The sequence below is a fragment of the Massilia frigida genome (assembly GCF_011682175.1).
In the GTDB taxonomy this organism is placed as follows: Bacteria; Pseudomonadota; Gammaproteobacteria; order Burkholderiales; family Burkholderiaceae_D; genus Telluria_A; species Telluria_A frigida.
In genome coordinates this window covers 1-15,956 of sequence record NZ_WHJG01000073.1, presented here as the reverse complement: position 1 = coordinate 15,956, position 15,956 = coordinate 1, and the positions used below count along the sequence as shown (strand labels likewise).

Here is a 15,956-nt window from a genome sequence, read left to right as displayed (position 1 = left end):
ACAGCTTGACGACAACGACACATCCCGCGGTTTCCTCCTTCGCGGCTTGCCCAACGCCGGCCGGAGACGCTTGCGTGCATCAGTTTGAGTCTGTGACGGCGGCCGGCATCGGACAACCCTTAACGAAAGCGAACCGTCAGAAAACAAGTGTTTGTCGCCCCTTGTTCGGCCGATACGAACTGCATTTGTTGATAAAAAGCAATGTATGCGTAAAACCTTGCGGGACCGAGTGGCAGTCGGAAATGGTACTTTAGACGATTTCCGTCGCCGCCCCAGGGTATTCGGCTGTATTTTTGAGCTCATCGTACTATTTTTCCCGAATTCTGTGTCCGCCTCTTTAAGGTGAAAATCTAAGTTATTCATTAACCGGCTTTAGACTGCCCCGCAAGTTGACCACGGAGGCAGAGCGGATGAAAAATCGGGATGTAGTAGCAGAATATTGTGACGAGTGGGTACGCTGGTGCCAGACGCGCAGCTTTTACATGCGGCCGGCCGCCAGCGGGACCCTTGGGCGCCTGCAGCCGTCCAAGGTAGGGAGAGAGCCAAACGCCCGTAACCACCCGGACATGCAGTATTTCAACATGGCCGTGCATACGCTGGCCGACATGAAGAAATGGAAGGGCAAGTTCCTGGCATTCAAGGCGTATTACGTCGGCGATGCGACGCTGGCCAAGCAGGCGGCCGGCGCGCTCGGCATCAGCGAGCGCACCTATTATTATCATGTGAAAAGCTTTGGGCAGGCCGCCTACAGCATGAGCCACAGCATCAAGAAGGCCCACGAAGCGATGGCCGCGCCGGCGCTGCCACCGGAACCGCCGCCGGCGCCGGTGCTGCACCAGCTCGGTTCGTTCATCCCCCCAGCCTGACCGGGGGCGGCATGTCCAGCACCCTGTTCAAGGTTGGCAAGTATTACCACTACCGTTTCCGGCTCGCCGGTGGCGCGCGGCGCCAGCGCACCACCCACGAGGTGAACCACAAGCGCGCACACGCGATCATGTCCAAGGCGTACGCCGATGCCGTCCTGCTCGCGAGCGGCATGCAGCTGGTCCCGACGCTGGAAGAATTGATCGAGCAATGGGAGGAACTGCGCGCGCCGATCGCCAGCAAGTCGCATCGCCGCGGGATCGACGTTTTCAAGCGCCGGCACCTTCACGGGCTGGGCCAGCTGCCCATTAGCGACCTGGGCACCGAGATCATCGAGAAGGCGCGAAACGCGCACCTGGCCACGCGCAAGCCGGCCACCGCGAATCACTGGCTGCGCAAGCTCAAGCTGCTGGTGAACTGGGCCGTCAAGCGCAAGATCATCCCCAAGCTGCCGTGGGACGTGCCCATGCTGCCGGTCCAGAAGATCCCGCGCGCCACCTTGCCCACCAAAACCACCGACGACTGGCTGGCAGAGATCGACAAGGCGACCACGCGCTCGCCGTCCGTCGCCATCGCTGTGCGTCTCATGTACGGCCTGGGCCTGCGCGAGTCGGAAGCGGCCAGCGCCTGCTGGGAGTGGATCGACTGGGAGCGGCGAACCTTCACGCCCGGCATTACCAAGGGAAAGGAGGCGGTTCCAGTACCGATGCCGCGCTGGCTGGTTGTGTACCTGGCGCCCCAACGACAACCGCAGGGCCTCATCGCGCCAAGTAAGCAGGGTAGGGCACTGCCGGATGGGTTCGCCCGATACGCGATGCGCCGCGCCAACGCCGCCACCTCCCTCACCGGGATTACGCCCCACCGCCTGCGCGGCACCTGCGCCACACTCATGTCGGAGGAAGGCACGCCCATTCAGACCATCCAAGCCATCATGCGCCACAAGGACCCGAAGACCACGATGGGCTACCTGGAAGTGAACATGGACGTGGCCAGCCGTGCGCAGGACCGGATCGAGGACAAAATTTACGGTGGGCGAAAAATGGGCGACGCGCGTCAAACCGGCCCTAGCGGTGCTTGATTCTCGTGACAACACTTAGTCCTCAGTGTCAAACCGTAGCCTGTTATTGCTTAGTGAAAATATCGCCGGGTTCGCGCGCGGTTGCGCAGGCTGGCCAGCGCCGAAATGCAACCAGGGCGGCGGGGCCGGCCGGTATGTTCCACGGGTGCGCAAGTCGTTCATCCCGCGGCGCGGCGAGTGCGTAATACTTGGCAATGAATCAAGGGGTTACGCACGCATCGCCGTGCCGCACGGAGCAGCTGCGCGACCAGCTCGTGACCAGGCGATTCGGTCAAAATTCGGGGTCTGTTGAGGGTCCCAAAAAGTTACACAAAATCAGGTTACAAGAAAAGTTGCGTTCACTTTTTACATGTAACCTCGCCCGGCCGATTCAAGAGTTAACGTTAAGTCAATTCAACGGCTTTGCGAGCCGCGTCGGGAAGGTGGCCACTGGCGTGCGGCGTGCAGCACACGCAGGACGCGCACCTTGTCGCCGGCAGTGTCATAGATGAGGATGTAATTCTGGTGTGCTACCAGCTCACGCGTGCCGGCAACGCGGCCAGGCTTGCCGAGCCCTGGATGATCGACCAAGCGGCCCGCCTTTTCTGCAAACAGCTCATCAAGGGCGAGCGCGGCGGCCGGGTTGTCGGCCTCGATGTACTCATAGATGTCGTCGCGGTCTTGGATCGCGACTGCTGTCCAAAACAACTCCATCATTCAGCGGCTTCCAGCCGGCGACGTGTGGCGGCGCGTTTGGCTGCGAACTTGGCCTCCACCTCAGCCACCGGGACCAGGTTGCCAGCATTGGCCGAGTCGAGGCCGATCTGCACCTGGCGGCGGAACCAAGCTTCTTGTTCTGCCGCTTCCTGCTGCTTCTGAACGAAGTCACGCATGAAGTCGCGCAGCAGCTGGGCGCCAGTACGGTCGCGGCCCTTGGCGGCTGTCGTGAATTGGTCTTTCAGGTTCTCATCCACCCGGAAGGTAAAAGTTGCTTCGCTCATGACCGTACTCCTATGTGTTACAACGTAATCACATGGTAACACATGCAAAGGTCAGCACGTTGTGGCGCTTGGCAGTGGGCCGATTGGAGACGGCCGCGCGAATGCCTTTCCCTGCGAAATCATCAAGGCGGCGACAGCCGTCGGGCGAGGTTTCGAGTCGCGCAACGTTCGCAATTGGGGGAGAACACAGAATTCGGAAAAAATAGCACGCTAAGGTTCCCGCCACGGGCTAAACGCTGGGAACGTTCACCAAGCAGGCCGTCGGCACCGGCCATCGCCAGGCCGGGCTGGCCCCCTGGAGCTCGACCAGATGTCGCCGCCAGCGGCTGGTCGACAAGGACCACGGCGCCGCAGTCTAATCGGCCAGCACACGGCGCCGCCGATCAGCGAGCCGGCCGCCTTGAGCGGACAAAAGCGCCGTTCGTGCACAAAGGTTCGTTTGCGCAACGTCTTAGCGTGCTATTTTTTCCGAATTCTGCGGGCGCCCCGCTTTGGCCGCGCCGACCCCGGCCAGCCCCGCCCGACCGGCCCGGACAAGGAATAACTTGAATATGCCAAGGGACCGCATGGGGAGGGCCGCCGCCTATCCTGATCCAGCGGTTCGTGCCTATAATCCAAGCTGGAAACTAATTGAACACTCGGGGGATTAATGAGCGAGAAGGCTGCACTGAAGGTCGTATCGAATGATGATGAAGCGCTCGTGATCGACGTTGCCGACGGCAAGACCGACAAGTACTATCGCAATCCCATCAGGACATTTTCGCTTGAGGTGTTCGAGTTGCAGATGCATCGCAGTGCTACGGTTTACCGGATGAGCGGAGAGATTGAGCCGCTGCCTGTGCCGACGCGACATCTCAGGGGTTCCGCCTCGATGGGCCGTAGCAAACTGGCTGTGATAGGTGCCCCCTGCACCGCGACAAGTGTGGTGCCTATCAGCTTCAGTGTCCTTTCGGAGGCTCAGCGATTGAGTGCGGAGCAGAACGCAGAGGAATACAAGCAGCCGCTCCGACACACGGGTGTCACCGTAGGGTTCATTGAAGCTGACTGGGAAATTGGCAACGGCGACGATTGGTTCGTTGAGTGCTATGTATCTGCTGAGGTTTTCGCAGAGATGGAGAACGCGGTAGCAGCGGGCACTCTCAAGAAGGCCTCAATCGGGCTCGACCTGGACAACATCTACACGAACGACAATTACGCTCCGCCTTCTGTCAGCGCAGATTGGTTCATTAAGCCGAATTTAGAGAACCCAAAGTATGGAGCGGACATGGCTCGCGGCGACATCACCAGCTTCAACCTGGCATTGACTAGCATCTGGCTCGGTCCTCCACCAGAGGCAGCGCCCCGCGACGCGGATGACACGGAGCAACACGGCTATCAAAGTCAGCCGGCGGTATCAGCGGAGGCAATTGCACTGGACAAGTTAGGAGCAAACATTGAGAAGCTACGTGGGACGGTTAAATGGGTAGGCGGATTTATCGCCGTGTTCCTGCTCTTCCTGGTAATGAAGGGCTCTTAGTCATATCGTTATACACATCTTTTTCCGCGCAACGTCATTTCAGCCCGGGGCGGCAATTTCCATGAGGTTTTGCCTAAAAATTAAGCGAAATGCGGGTATTTTAAGATCAACCGCACTGATTCTCTGTCGTTTCATGTCGACGGCGCCCTAGCGATGTCAGGCGCAAGTCGTTGATTTTATTATAAAAAAAGATGTGTATAACGACATGGCTCTTAGTCCACGTGACTTGGACGTGCCTGGACTCGTTTAGCGAGCCAGGCTTAACTGTGTTTTACGTTCCATTGCACCTCAGACCCCTACTTGAGAAGTGTCCCAACTCGAAAATTTGCAGCTCAAACTAGGAGATATTCAATGCCGATGGACTACAAGCAATATCAAGAGGAAGTAACCGCAGATGTTGCAAAAGTTATTGCTGACGCAAGTTGTCAGCCGATCTTGTTTATTGGTTCTGGATTTACGAAGCGCTACGCCAAAGGTCCAAACTGGATCGAATTGCTGGGTTTGCTGGCAAAGAATTGTCCTCTGATCGACAAGGATTTTGCGTACTACAAGCAGGCTCATGGAAACGACCTGACAAAAATTGGTACGGTCTTCTCCCAGCTCTATCATGAATGGGCATGGAATGCTGGCAAGGAGAAATTCCCTCAAGAATATTTTGCCGCGAACACATCCAGTGACATCTTCATCAAGCATGCAGTTGCCGACATCCTCGCGACGCTTGGCCCTGATGCGGAAGGGTCATACGGTTCTCCCGAATTGGATGCCGAAATCATCGCACTGAAGGCCATCAGCGCTCATGCCATCGTCACCACTAATTACGACGAGGTGATCGAGCCGCTATTTCCCGACTACGAGCGGGTCATCAGCCAACAGATTCTGCGTAAGCCCTACCTCGCTATCGGCGAGATTTTCAAAATTCATGGCTGCCGATCAATGCCTGATTCCATCGTCATAAACGAAGCTGACTATCAACGCTTCGAGGATGACCACAAGTATCTCAGCGCAAAGCTTCTGACATACTTCATTGAGCATCCGCTAGTTTTCATCGGCTATCGCGCCAATGATCCAAACATTAAGAAGATCCTGTCCGACGTCGACCGCATGGTCAGGGCTCAGGAATATGAGCTTGTCCCGAACATTTACATCCTTGAATGGGATGACGCTCAAGACGAACTTTCCTATCCGCCGCGTGACAAGGTTCTGGCAGTAACCCCTGATCGCAATATCCGCATTAAGAGCATCACGGCGAAGTCGTTCGAGTGGGTTTTCAGAGCGTTCGGTCAAGCTGGCAATCTTGAAAAGATCGACACCAAGCTGCTTCGCGCTTTAATGGCACGTGCTGTGAACCTAGTTCGCTCCGACATCCCCAAAAAACAAATCGAGATCAACTTCAAGATGCTGGAACATGCGGTCGAGTCTGGCGAGAATTTTGCCAACCTGTTCGGCGTGACTTCGGTCGGTGACTCATCCAAGGTCAATCTCACACACAGGTATGTGATCACGGAGGTTTACAAGTTGCTCGGCTTGAAAAATTGGAAGAGTGTCAACGACCTCATCAAGCGGATCGAGGACGAGAAAGGCGTGAACATCAAGGGTTTCGACAACAAGTACCATGTTAACGTAAAGTTCGGCGTCGCCGAGACGAGCAAGTCGCACAAGTACTCTGACGCCTTTGTGGACCTCTTGAAGAATATCATCGCTGGAGGGGACTACAAGGTCGATACAGAAGAAATTAAGGTTACGTCAGCCTCGAAATAAGCATCCTTTGCTACGTAAATAGGCTTGGAAAATCCCAACTCGTGACGACTTGGCGTTTCGTCAAGATGGATGGACTTAAGAAATTTTAACGTTAAAAGATATGTAATCGAAAAATTTTGGCGCATATACGCTCCGCATACGGCCGGTGCCGACAGAAAAAATAATGAAGAGTACATATATCTATATTTCAGCCGTTGTCGTCCTTTGTTGCAATATAAAATCGGCCTACGCTTCAGATAGGCCGCTCACATTGAAGGAGTGTAGTCGGCTTTCATCTGAGATCAACAAGAACGTGCCGATGGTAATCGACACGTTCACGACATTGGACAGTACTTTTTGCACACCAGGTAGGCTGAAACCAATTCTCAATTATCGTGCCTTGATGGGTGCGCTAAAATCTAAGCTACATAACTTTGAATCTGGTTTAATAGAAATGAGGAGACAACAGACCAATTCATGGTGCACTGATCCGGAGCAGCTAAATTTAATAAGAAGAGTAGACATACTGAACTTATATTACGACAGTGACCGGGTTTTTGTTGGTCAGATCCTGCTGAAGCATGGCGACTGTGCAACAAAAAATAGTCGTGGTAATTAGGAAAATTCACCCTAGCATCCACCACTCCCATAATGCGCGTGGTGCATTGAGAAGGCCAGCGTGGTGTCGGCCAACGAGGAAAACTAAAGCATGAAGATTGGAACTGGTTGCTTACTCCTCTGCATCACTTGTTGCAGACATCGCATTAGTTGCAAAATTGATGTAAAAAAAATCCAGCGCTTCGGCGTCCGCCACTTGGACGGCCTCCAAGGCACGGAGAATGTGCTATGAGGGTAAAAATAAAGGGTGAAGTCACAGCTGAACGCCTTGCAGAAGCGTTGAATATAGCATCTGAAAAATACCAAGTAGTTAGGCCGGGCTCAAAAATTTATGGTGCAAACCTTTACCTTTCGGCCTTTGATGCCGATGGTCAACCGTTCGATCTTGGAGACGATAGAGGGGAACCGGTCATAATCACTATTGAGGCCAAATCTGGCGAACTGGTTAAGCCTGCACTAACAGCGGAAGGAGAAAAGCGTCGCCAGGAAGCAAAGGCAAAACAACAGGCGGTCAGAGCTGAAGAAGAGGCCTTAGCAGATAAAGAAAGGGAAAAGAGTCTGCGGGAACGGCAGGATTTAGTTAATCGGCGAACGCGAGCGCGAATTCAATTTGAGTCCGTTACCGCGCTAACCGCGCACTGCTTAAAAACCATGCCGTATCATTTAGTGGACGAGCTGAATAAGACCGTCCAGACCGTTTGGGAAGAACTTAAACCCGTTGAGCGGTACGGGGGGCAGCCTAAGGCGCTTCCTGTGTTTCAAATTCGGCCGGAAGGCTTGGTCATCTTAAGTGCCGCATGGAAGAATCCAAAGAAAGTGATAAATCCGGTTTTCAGAATGCAGTATGGCGAACCCGTCCCACACTGGGTGCACGATGCATGGGTGGAAGTGACGAAGCGGATTATTGTTCAACTAGGGGAGCTTTCAAAAATGGTACCAGATCCAGCGAAAGCCTGATGTTTGGAAAAAATCGGTGAGGGGAAAAATTCCGCTGGCGATTCGGCCGATCAATAGCAAGAACCGCTATTGGGAAAAGTCGCTAACGAGAAGCTCGCCGTTCTCGCCACGTTAAATGTGCAAAAAATTGTGCGCAAAATAGGCATGGCAAAACTTGCGCAAAAAGCCGTAAAATTCGCTTCAATTCGATAGTCTGAAAAACTGACTCTTGCGAAAAGGGCCTTCAACTTGGGCACTTTCAAGGGGATGACATCGGATAGTCTCGCCGTTGGGCGGGCATGACGCACCTGGCAATTCGCCGGCGTCGTGCTCGCCAAGGGGCAGGGGCGGCCAATTCATGTTCGCGCGGCATGCCACCGTCCAGATAGGGCGGGGCCTACCAGCGAGCAACAAGCAGATTGAAGCCAGTGCGACGCTCGTCCCGCTGGCTTTTTTCATGAGTGCAGAATTTTCCCTTCCACCATCGCCTGAGCAATCAGGCAACCGGCCCCGGCGCAGCAATGCGTGCGGGGCTTCTTTTTTGGGCGTCCGTGATGGCACGAGTAATCCCCGTCGAGCAGGGCCCCGTGGCCGGGCAGGAGCAACCCACGATTTACCAGGCGCGCAATGCGGCCGCGCCCTGGCTGCGCGCCCAGGTTCCGGAAGACGACTTCGAGGACGTCGAGTTCGCCCGCAGCTGGGCATTGGGTCACGACGGTGTGGACTCGATTGGCACCCTGCAGGGCAAATATCAGAAGGCGCGTTGATCCCATGGCGAAAGAAAAGAAGGTCATCGACTGGGATCTGGTCGAAAAGGACTGGCGCGCCGGTATCAAGACAAAGCAGCAAATGGCTGTCGAGCACGGCGTTTCGCGCGCCGCCATGGATAAACGGTTCGCCAAGCTCAACGTCAGCCGGCACCTGGGCGTCAGGATTCGCGCCAAGGCGACGTCGCTTGTCGAGCAATCAGTCGTTCCGGCTACCTCCGAGCAGCTGTCGCCGGCGCGCGAACGCGAGATTGTGGAGGTCAACGCGGCGATGCAGTCGCAGATCATCCTGTCGCACCGTTCGGATATCCAGCGCACGCGGCGCCTGTCGATGCAGCTGCTCGAAGAACTGGAAATCCAGACGGACCATGCGGACCTGTTCCGCGACTTGGCGGCGATGCTGTGCGCACCGGACGAGAAGGGCGTCAACAAGCGCCTTGAGCTGTTTGAGAAGGTTATGTCCCTCAATTCCCGCGCCGGCACCATGAAGACGCTTGCCGACGCCTTGCGCAACCTCATCGCCATGGAACGCCAGGCGTTCGGGCTGGACGACAAGAAGGAAGACGAGATCGGCACCGGCGTGGAGGACGTGATCAAGCGCGTGATGGCGAAAAATGGCGGCGCCTAGCCAGGCCGAGATCGAGGCCACCATTGAAGCGCTGCGGGATGATATCGAGCTGCACTGCGAAACGTGCATGTACGTGCTGGACAAGGCCGGCAAGAAGGTTCTGCTCAAATTTAACCGGGCACAGCGCTATATCCATGCGCGCATCGAGGAGCAGCGCAGGAAGATTGGCAAGGTCCGGGTGATCATCCTGAAAGGACGGCAGCAGGGGGCATCGACTTATATCGGCGCGCGCTTCTACTGTATCTCGTCCATCAACTTCGGCCGGTCCGCCTTCATCGTGGCGCACGAGCAGAAGGCGACCGACAATCTGTTCAAGATGGTCAAGCGCTATCACGGGCACAACCCGTTCGCTCCGTCCACCAGCGCGACGAACTCGAAGGAGCTGGTCTTCGACAAGCTCGACGGCGGATACAAGCTGGCGACCGCCGGCACCGCCGACGTCGGCCGGGGCAACACCGCCCAGGTAGCGCACCTGTCCGAATTCGCGTTCTGGAAAAACGCGCAGATGCACATGGCCGGGCTGGGCAACACGATCGCGGACCTGGACGACACCGAGATCATCATCGAATCGACCGCCAACGGCACCGGCGGTGGTTTTCACAGCATGTGGCAGGACGCCGAGGCGGGGATCGGCGAGTACATCGCCATCTTCGTGCCTTGGTTCTGGCAGGACGAGTACCGCGCGACCGTGCCGGAAAATTTCATCGTCACGGCCGACGATCAGAAGTACATGGACGCCTACGGGCTGGACATGGAGCAGATGGCGTGGCGCCAGAACAAAGTCATCACGTACGGCCAGGGCTTCGAGTGGCTTTTCGATCAGGAGTACCCGGCGACGGCCGCACTCGCGTTCCGGTCCGCGACCACCGACCCCTTGATCAGTCCGACGAGCGTCATGGCCGCCGTCAACAGTACCTATCGCGAACGCACAGGGGCCTTCGTGATCGGCTGCGACCCGGCCGAATACGGCCCGGACAGGACGGCGATTGCCTTCCGCCACGGCCGCACCGTGTTCCGCATCGAGTACCACGAGAAGAAAGGGCCGATGGAGGTGGCCGGCATCCTGGCTGGCTACTACCGCGACATGCAGCCCGACGCCATTTTCGTGGACAAGATCGGGATCGGTTCGGGGATCGTGGACCGGCTCAAGGAGCTGGGCGTGCCCGTCATCGGTGTGAACTCTGCCGCAAGGGCCGATGATCCGGAGCTGTACGCCAACAAGCGCGCCGAGATCTGGTATCGCTTCAAAGAGTGGATCGAGGATGGCCCCAACCGGCTACCGAACGACGTAGCCATGATCGCCGACATTTCCGCGCCAAGCTACAAAACGTCCTCCAACGGCGCGCGCCTCATCGAGGCCAAGGAGGACATGAAGAAACGGCAGATGCGCTCGCCAGACGGCGCGGACGCCATCGCCATGACATTTGCCGAGCCGGTGATCCCCCGCGCCCTGCGTGAGGATCACAGCCGTGGGGGCGGTCACACGCAGCAGCGCGCGGCATCGCGGGCAGGCTACTAACCCTAGCTGTAACAGCTCGCGTTTGAAACCGGCCGTGCTCGCATTCGACGTCGGTTTCGGCTCAAATTAACTGCAAATGACGGAGGGCACATGCTCACATTATCTGCAAATGAGCTCGCATTCGACGGCGCCGGCCATGCCCGCATGTCCGGCTCCACTTAATAGGAAGTGCCGCCGATGGCGATGCGCGCGTCGACGCCGACCTTGCGGCTCTCGGGTTCGCGCGCGAACCGACAGTACTGCTCCCATGCGCACATGTCGCGCACGCCCTCGGCGGGGAGGTTGGCCAGCCAATCGGCCAGACGTGAGTGTTTTTCTGAACGATGGCTCTGATCGTTGTAACGCAGCAGGTAGCGCATCAACCATTCGTTGGCCTGACGTTCCGTCTCCGGCTTGTGGAAATGGTAAAGCGTTTCATGCGCCTCCTTCACGGTCCTGAACGGGCGCTCAGTGGCGAAGCGCTTGACCAGCAACGTGTTCGTTGAGCGGGGAAGGGTCCAAGACTCCCCTTTCTTCGGGTAGTTACTATTCGATAGAATTCCTCGAAATAATCATGATATTTTGATCATTCATTCTGCCAACTTTCGGTAGCTTTCATGATCAAAACTTTGCTGCGTTCATTACTGCTATCGGTCTCTGTCCCTTTGATTTCCGGGTGCTCGGTCACTCCACCGGCAAGGGCGGATTTATTGTATGTGAAAGCTTCTGGTCTGGGCGTGTTTGTTCGAGATGGTGGCCTCACGTTCGGCTTCTTGAAAGACGAGCGTTTGTACCTCCCTGACGGCAATGACTGTCGATTGATACTGATTAATAACACACCTGTAGAGCTCGAGCGAATGCTCGTCATGCTCAAAGAGGCCGGTACGCCGGCATCCCATATCTGTACTGCACAACCACCGGGGTAGCGATGAAAAACTTTGCCGTTGTACTGCTTTTCCTTTGTTCAGCGTGTGCTCCGCTGCAGCAGGCGCCGCTGGTCTACGCCTCGAAGATTTCGGTCGGCGTAGACATTTCTGGGACCTCGACCGAGACGCCAGGTGTGTCACTCAGTGTGGGATACAAACAAGTCGACGCAGCCTATGTACCGGTGGCAGTGGCGAAAAGATGCGACGACCCGGCCCTTGAGAATTGCAAGAATGATGTTTACAAGATCCAGCTCACTACAGGTGAGTCCGACGTAGAGGGCAATCATCGGTCCGGCCAAGATGAGGAGGCTGCCAAGAATACTTTGAAGCAGTATGGGGAATTAAGCAGGCAGGTGGCGCTCAACGAGAACATCAGGGCTGGCAGCGCAGAGGAAATGGCAACCAATTTAAAACGTTTGTCCGAGTTGAAGGCAAAAAGGGAGGCTGCCACGGCCGCCGCAAAGCGTACAAAGGATCTCGACGAGCAATTGACCAAATTGGATACGACCCTACCAGGGTACGAACAAAATCGTATATCGCTTACCGATCAAAGGGAAATGGCAGCGTCCTCCGTATGGACCGCTGCCGATACGTCCGAGTTCGATTTGCTCGAGGCAAAAACGAAGCCAATACAAGACAAGTTGGATAACGCATCGTCGAACGTGGTTAGGCTGAAGCAGGAAATGGAAAAGCTGAACGCAAGCGTCAGCGTAGCGGAGGCTATTCTCGGAAAAATCAAATCAAAGGACGCCTATTCCGTTTTCGGAAGGTTTGAAGGCTCCAACAAAGCCAAGACCGACGGAGCCTCCGTGGTACTGGGCAAGGTGTTTTCGACGGGCGTCGCTTCTCAAAATCTCACGAGGGGCATGGCGGCGTATTACGCGAATCTCGGCGCTGCGTCTTGTTTCGATTCGGCCGCTAAAGTTGCCGACAAAGTTGATTTGCCCCAATTAAAGCTGCTGCTTGCCGAGTGCAGGGCAATCGGCAAAGGCGGCGACGTTGTGAAGTAGTCCGTGCCTTGCTGGAAGACTTTGGGAAGTAGCAATGAGCGCTTTTGCCCAGCAAGCGAAAAAGCGTTCGCCAGTCATCAACTGCCATTTGGAGGACCTGTCAGGAATTTTGTGTGCTGGGGCCGCTTGGTTAGGTTCTAGTGAATCATGTTCGTGAATCGCTCCCCGAACTTGATGGCGAACTGGCTGGCCGCTTGCTTCCAGGTCCGCTGCGGCATCTTCCAATCTTTTTCAATATTGCGCAAGGCCAGGAACAGTAACTTCGTCGCAGCTTCGTCACTGGGGAAGTGCCCACGATCTTAACGATTTTCCTCAAGCGCATATGCAAGCTCTCGATGGCGTTTGTCGTATAGATGATCGTTCGCACTTCCGGCGGGCAGGCAAAGAACGGGATGACCTGTTGCCACTGCCGGCGGCGTCGATTGCAAGCTCATTTGCAGATAGCGTAAGCACGGGCACCCCGTCATTTGCAGTTAATTCGAGCCGAAATCAGCGTCGAATGCGAGCACGGCTACTTTCAAACGCGAGCCGTTACACCTAGCCATCGTCACCGACCGCTCTGATCTCCTGCAACAACCTTCCGGCCCGCCAATGCGCGGGCCTTTTTTATGAGCACGCCAATGACCGATACAGTAGATACAGCGCACGAAGAATATGTACGGGCGGCTACCGAAGGCATGGCCCGCGACGATAACGCCGCCTATGTCGCGCTGGACACGCTGGGCGTCACACACGCTCCTGGCGGAGTTCGCCCAAGCCGTGCTCGACCGGCGCGAAACCGAACAGCGTTGGCTCATGGACCTGCGCCAGTATCGCGGGCTCTACGATCCGGACGTGGAAGCGAAATTCGGAAAGAATCGCTCCAGGGCTTTTGTGCGCCTGACGCGCGTGAAGGTAAAAACCGCTAACGCCCGCGTCGCCGATCTGCTGTTCCCGACCACGTCCGACCGCAACTGGACGGCCGAGCCCACCGCCGTACCATCCGTCGACCGCGATACCAGGCGCAAGCTGATCAGCCAGATGGTGGCGAAGACGGGGGCGGTGCCGACGCGCCGCGAACTGGACGCCGCGATCGCCAAGCTGGTCATGATGGCGGCCGACAAGATGACCAGCATCATGGACGACCAGCTGGCCGAGGCCCAGTACAAGAGCACGGCCAGGGAGGTGCTCCACAGCGGCCACCTGTACGGCACGGGCGTGCTCAAGGCTCCACTGGTCGAGCGGAAGACCCGTCAGAAGTTTGTGCGGGTCAATGGAAACTGGGTGATGAAGACCGAGTCGTACGTGGTGCCGTTCGTGGCCTACGTGCCCCTGTGGCGCTTCTACCCGGATATGTCGGCAACCAAGCTGGCGGACTGCGGCTACGTTTTCGAGCAGCACATCATGACGCGCGGCGCGCTGGCGGCGCTGGCCAAGCGCAAAGCATTCAACGGCGCCAAGATCCGCGCCTACATCCTCGCCAATCCCACAGGGGCGCAGACCTCGCGTGCGTACGACAATGAAATCCGCCAGATCGGCGAGCGCCAGTCGGCAAAGCTCAATCACGACGGCAACTACGAAATCCTTGAGCGCTGGGGGTGGATCGGCGGCGAACTGCTGTCGCAGGCCGGCGTCGACGTTCCCCAGGACCGCATGCACGAAACGTTCTTCTCGAACGTGTGGATGCTGCCGAACGGCGACGTGGTCAAGATCACCCTGCAGCCGATCAATGGCGTCACCTACCCCTACCACCTGTACTACGCCGACAAGGACGAAACAAGCATCTTTGGCGATGGCTTCGCCGCGATCATGCGCGACGACCAGACGACCGTGAACGCGGCCACGCGCATGGTGCTCGACAACGCGGCGCTGTCGGCGGGGCCGCAGATCGAGGTGAACATGGCCCTTCTGTCCCCGGCGGAGGACGCGGACGATATGTACCCGTTCAAGATTTGGAAACGCGCGGGGCAGGACGGTAGCCAGCCGGCGATCCGGGTTCTGAACGTGCCGAACGGGCTGGAAGAACTGCTTCCCATTGTCGAAATGTTCAAGAAGAACGCGGACGACGTCACCGCCATTCCGCGTTACATGCAGGGGGAGAACGCCACCCAGGGCGCCGCCGGTACCGCATCGGGCATGTCCATGCTCATGGCGAACGCCTCGATCGTGATGAAGGACCTGATCACGAACTACGACGAGGGCGTGACCAGGCCGTTTATTTCCGACCTGTACAAGTGGAACATGCAGTTCAACCCGGACAACAGCTGCAAGGGCGACTTCGATATCAAGGCGCGCGGCACGGCCTCGCTGATGGCGAAGGAGGTGCGCGCGCAGCAGCTGGACAATTTCGCCGCCACCCTCACCCCGGAGGATGCGCCCTACATCAAGCGCGAAGAACTGCTGCGCCAGCGCGCCGAAGCGCACGACCTGTCGAGCATCATCAAGACCGAGGACGAGGTCGAGGCCGAGCGCAATAACGACGCCGCCAAGGCTGCGGCCGCGCAGCAGCAGCAGATGCAGGAGCTGCAAATGAAGGTCGCCATGCTTGGGGCGGAAAAATTGATGCAAGAGGTGGCCAAGCTGGCGGCCGAGGTCACACGCATCAACGCGATCGCCACCAAAACCAAGGTCGACGCGGCCTACGCAGGCATGCAGGCCGCCGGCGTCGCCACGGAGCGGCCGCAGATCGCGCCGGCGGGGGACGCCATCCTGAAGTCGGCCGGCTGGGTCGATTCCACCCCCGGCCAGCCCACCCCGGCCGGATCGGCGCCGCCCGGCGCTGCTCAGGTACCGATTGCCGATCCGCAGCAGCTGGTAGCCCAGCGCGATCCTCGCGGCGGCCAGGTCGGCGCCAACGTCGGCGAGCACGCCGGCATCGAGACGGCGGCAATCGAATGATCCGCTCCCCGGAACAGCTGCGGACGAAGATCGCCAGCGAATCGGCCGCACTGCTCGAATTTCGGGCCATGCCCGAGACAAGGGTCTTGCTGGACCTGCTTGATGTGCTGGCGGAAGCCTGCTACGCGGATTTGGCTACGGTCGTGGCCGACCAGCTGGCATTCAAGCAGGGTGCGCTGGCCCAGCTCAACGCCCTGCGCGACATGATCCGCACCGGCGGCGCCCACCGATCAGCCAGGGTGTAGACCCGCCGCATTCCTGGGGTGTAAGCCGGAACCGCCGAAAATTCCGCGAGAGCGGCCTGTTATGTGGAGCACGCAGAATTCGGAAAAAATCAGGCGCTAAGCCAAGTTTCTGTTCCATTGCGCCCGAACGAGCACTCTTGGTGCGTATTCCGTTAAGGGTTGTCCGATGCCGGCCGCCGTCACAGACTCAAACTGATGCACGCAAGCGTCTCCGGCCGGCGTTGGGCAAGCCGCGAAGGAGGAAACCGCGGGATGTGTCGTTGTCGTCAAGCTGTG

Annotated in this window: 14 protein-coding genes and 2 pseudogenes; 12 read left to right on the top strand and 4 right to left on the bottom strand. The window is 57.4% G+C overall.

Annotated features, from left to right (window positions below):
- Positions 1-566: 566 nt before the first annotated feature.
- Together F2P44_RS33250 and F2P44_RS33245 are read left to right on the top strand one after the other, a co-directional pair.
- Positions 567-866: a hypothetical protein gene (locus tag F2P44_RS33250; protein ID WP_167094214.1), complete on the top strand. Its 300-nt coding sequence runs from the start codon at positions 567-569 to the stop codon at positions 864-866.
- A gap of 11 nt (positions 867-877) precedes the next feature.
- A complete protein-coding gene (locus tag F2P44_RS33245; protein ID WP_229423889.1) occupies positions 878-1,942 on the top strand; it encodes a tyrosine-type recombinase/integrase in 1,065 nt (354 codons plus the stop codon).
- A gap of 393 nt (positions 1,943-2,335) precedes the next feature.
- On the opposite strand, the gene F2P44_RS33240 is transcribed toward F2P44_RS33245, so the two are convergent.
- Positions 2,336-2,638 carry a type II toxin-antitoxin system RelE/ParE family toxin gene (locus tag F2P44_RS33240; protein ID WP_370662785.1) on the bottom strand — a complete coding sequence of 101 codons (303 nt, stop codon included), beginning with the start codon at positions 2,636-2,638 and terminating at the stop codon, positions 2,336-2,338.
- The gene (locus F2P44_RS33235) at positions 2,635-2,922 is read right to left on the bottom strand and encodes a CopG family ribbon-helix-helix protein (RefSeq protein ID WP_167094211.1); all 288 of its coding nucleotides are present in this window, start codon (positions 2,920-2,922) and stop codon (positions 2,635-2,637) included. The genes F2P44_RS33240 and F2P44_RS33235 overlap by 4 nt, the downstream gene beginning before the upstream one ends.
- A gap of 649 nt (positions 2,923-3,571) precedes the next feature.
- On the opposite strand from F2P44_RS33235, the gene F2P44_RS33230 reads away from it, so the two are divergent.
- The 6 genes from F2P44_RS33230 to F2P44_RS33205 all read left to right on the top strand — a co-directional run bounded on the left by F2P44_RS33230 (position 3,572) and on the right by F2P44_RS33205 (position 10,643).
- A complete protein-coding gene (locus F2P44_RS33230; protein ID WP_167094209.1) occupies positions 3,572-4,438 on the top strand; it encodes a hypothetical protein in 867 nt (288 codons plus the stop codon).
- A 351-nt stretch (positions 4,439-4,789) separates the two neighbouring features.
- Positions 4,790-6,196 carry an SIR2 family protein gene (locus F2P44_RS33225; RefSeq protein ID WP_167094207.1) on the top strand — a complete coding sequence of 469 codons (1,407 nt, stop codon included), beginning with the start codon at positions 4,790-4,792 and terminating at the stop codon, positions 6,194-6,196.
- An 825-nt stretch (positions 6,197-7,021) separates the two neighbouring features.
- Positions 7,022-7,750, top strand: coding sequence for an OfxX fusion product (locus F2P44_RS33220; RefSeq protein WP_167094205.1), 729 nt, complete (start codon positions 7,022-7,024; stop codon positions 7,748-7,750).
- A 533-nt stretch (positions 7,751-8,283) separates the two neighbouring features.
- On the top strand, positions 8,284-8,496 hold the full coding sequence (locus tag F2P44_RS33215; RefSeq protein WP_167094203.1) for a hypothetical protein: 213 nt from the start codon (positions 8,284-8,286) through the stop codon (positions 8,494-8,496).
- Between the two features lie 4 nt (positions 8,497-8,500).
- Positions 8,501-9,124 (top strand): hypothetical protein, encoded by a 624-nt coding sequence (locus F2P44_RS33210; protein WP_167094201.1) that lies wholly within the window; start codon positions 8,501-8,503, stop codon positions 9,122-9,124.
- Positions 9,111-10,643 (top strand): terminase large subunit, encoded by a 1,533-nt coding sequence (locus F2P44_RS33205; RefSeq protein WP_167094199.1) that lies wholly within the window; start codon positions 9,111-9,113, stop codon positions 10,641-10,643. Before F2P44_RS33210 ends, F2P44_RS33205 begins: the two co-directional genes overlap by 14 nt.
- A gap of 161 nt (positions 10,644-10,804) precedes the next feature.
- Here the strand turns inward: F2P44_RS33205 and F2P44_RS33200 are convergent.
- Positions 10,805-11,092, bottom strand: a pseudogene (locus F2P44_RS33200) (IS481 family transposase); the annotation flags it as partial.
- Positions 11,093-11,239: 147 nt separating this feature from the next.
- On the opposite strand from F2P44_RS33200, the gene F2P44_RS33195 reads away from it, so the two are divergent.
- On the top strand, positions 11,240-11,548 hold the full coding sequence (locus F2P44_RS33195) for a hypothetical protein (RefSeq protein WP_167094197.1): 309 nt from the start codon (positions 11,240-11,242) through the stop codon (positions 11,546-11,548).
- Between the two features lie 2 nt (positions 11,549-11,550).
- Positions 11,551-12,558, top strand: a complete 1,008-nt coding sequence (locus F2P44_RS33190; RefSeq protein ID WP_167094195.1) for a hypothetical protein — start codon at positions 11,551-11,553, stop codon at positions 12,556-12,558.
- Positions 12,559-12,695: 137 nt separating this feature from the next.
- On the opposite strand, the pseudogene F2P44_RS33185 reads toward F2P44_RS33190, so the two are convergent.
- Positions 12,696-12,973, bottom strand: a pseudogene (locus F2P44_RS33185) (transposase); the annotation flags it as partial.
- Between the two features lie 287 nt (positions 12,974-13,260).
- On the opposite strand from F2P44_RS33185, the gene F2P44_RS33180 reads away from it, so the two are divergent.
- Positions 13,261-15,435 carry a portal protein gene (locus tag F2P44_RS33180; protein ID WP_167094193.1) on the top strand — a complete coding sequence of 725 codons (2,175 nt, stop codon included), beginning with the start codon at positions 13,261-13,263 and terminating at the stop codon, positions 15,433-15,435.
- Positions 15,432-15,680: a hypothetical protein gene (locus tag F2P44_RS33175; protein ID WP_167094191.1), complete on the top strand. Its 249-nt coding sequence runs from the start codon at positions 15,432-15,434 to the stop codon at positions 15,678-15,680. The genes F2P44_RS33180 and F2P44_RS33175 overlap by 4 nt, the downstream gene beginning before the upstream one ends.
- Positions 15,681-15,956: the final 276 nt, after the last annotated feature.

Bases quoted from the DNA above. Each gene is read 5' to 3' on its own strand.
- F2P44_RS33250 (WP_167094214.1), top strand. From the start codon at position 567: ATGCAGTATTTCAACATGGCCGTGCATACGCTGGCCGACATGAAGAAA.
- F2P44_RS33245 (WP_229423889.1), top strand. From the start codon at position 878: ATGTCCAGCACCCTGTTCAAGGTTGGCAAGTATTACCACTACCGTTTC.
- F2P44_RS33240 (WP_370662785.1), bottom strand. From the start codon at position 2,638: ATGATGGAGTTGTTTTGGACAGCAGTCGCGATCCAAGACCGCGACGAC.
- F2P44_RS33235 (WP_167094211.1), bottom strand. From the start codon at position 2,922: ATGAGCGAAGCAACTTTTACCTTCCGGGTGGATGAGAACCTGAAAGAC.
- F2P44_RS33230 (WP_167094209.1), top strand. From the start codon at position 3,572: ATGAGCGAGAAGGCTGCACTGAAGGTCGTATCGAATGATGATGAAGCG.
- F2P44_RS33225 (WP_167094207.1), top strand. From the start codon at position 4,790: ATGCCGATGGACTACAAGCAATATCAAGAGGAAGTAACCGCAGATGTT.
- F2P44_RS33220 (WP_167094205.1), top strand. From the start codon at position 7,022: ATGAGGGTAAAAATAAAGGGTGAAGTCACAGCTGAACGCCTTGCAGAA.
- F2P44_RS33215 (WP_167094203.1), top strand. From the start codon at position 8,284: ATGGCACGAGTAATCCCCGTCGAGCAGGGCCCCGTGGCCGGGCAGGAG.
- F2P44_RS33210 (WP_167094201.1), top strand. From the start codon at position 8,501: ATGGCGAAAGAAAAGAAGGTCATCGACTGGGATCTGGTCGAAAAGGAC.
- F2P44_RS33205 (WP_167094199.1), top strand. From the start codon at position 9,111: ATGGCGGCGCCTAGCCAGGCCGAGATCGAGGCCACCATTGAAGCGCTG.
- F2P44_RS33195 (WP_167094197.1), top strand. From the start codon at position 11,240: ATGATCAAAACTTTGCTGCGTTCATTACTGCTATCGGTCTCTGTCCCT.
- F2P44_RS33190 (WP_167094195.1), top strand. From the start codon at position 11,551: ATGAAAAACTTTGCCGTTGTACTGCTTTTCCTTTGTTCAGCGTGTGCT.
- F2P44_RS33180 (WP_167094193.1), top strand. From the start codon at position 13,261: ATGTCGCGCTGGACACGCTGGGCGTCACACACGCTCCTGGCGGAGTTC.
- F2P44_RS33175 (WP_167094191.1), top strand. From the start codon at position 15,432: ATGATCCGCTCCCCGGAACAGCTGCGGACGAAGATCGCCAGCGAATCG.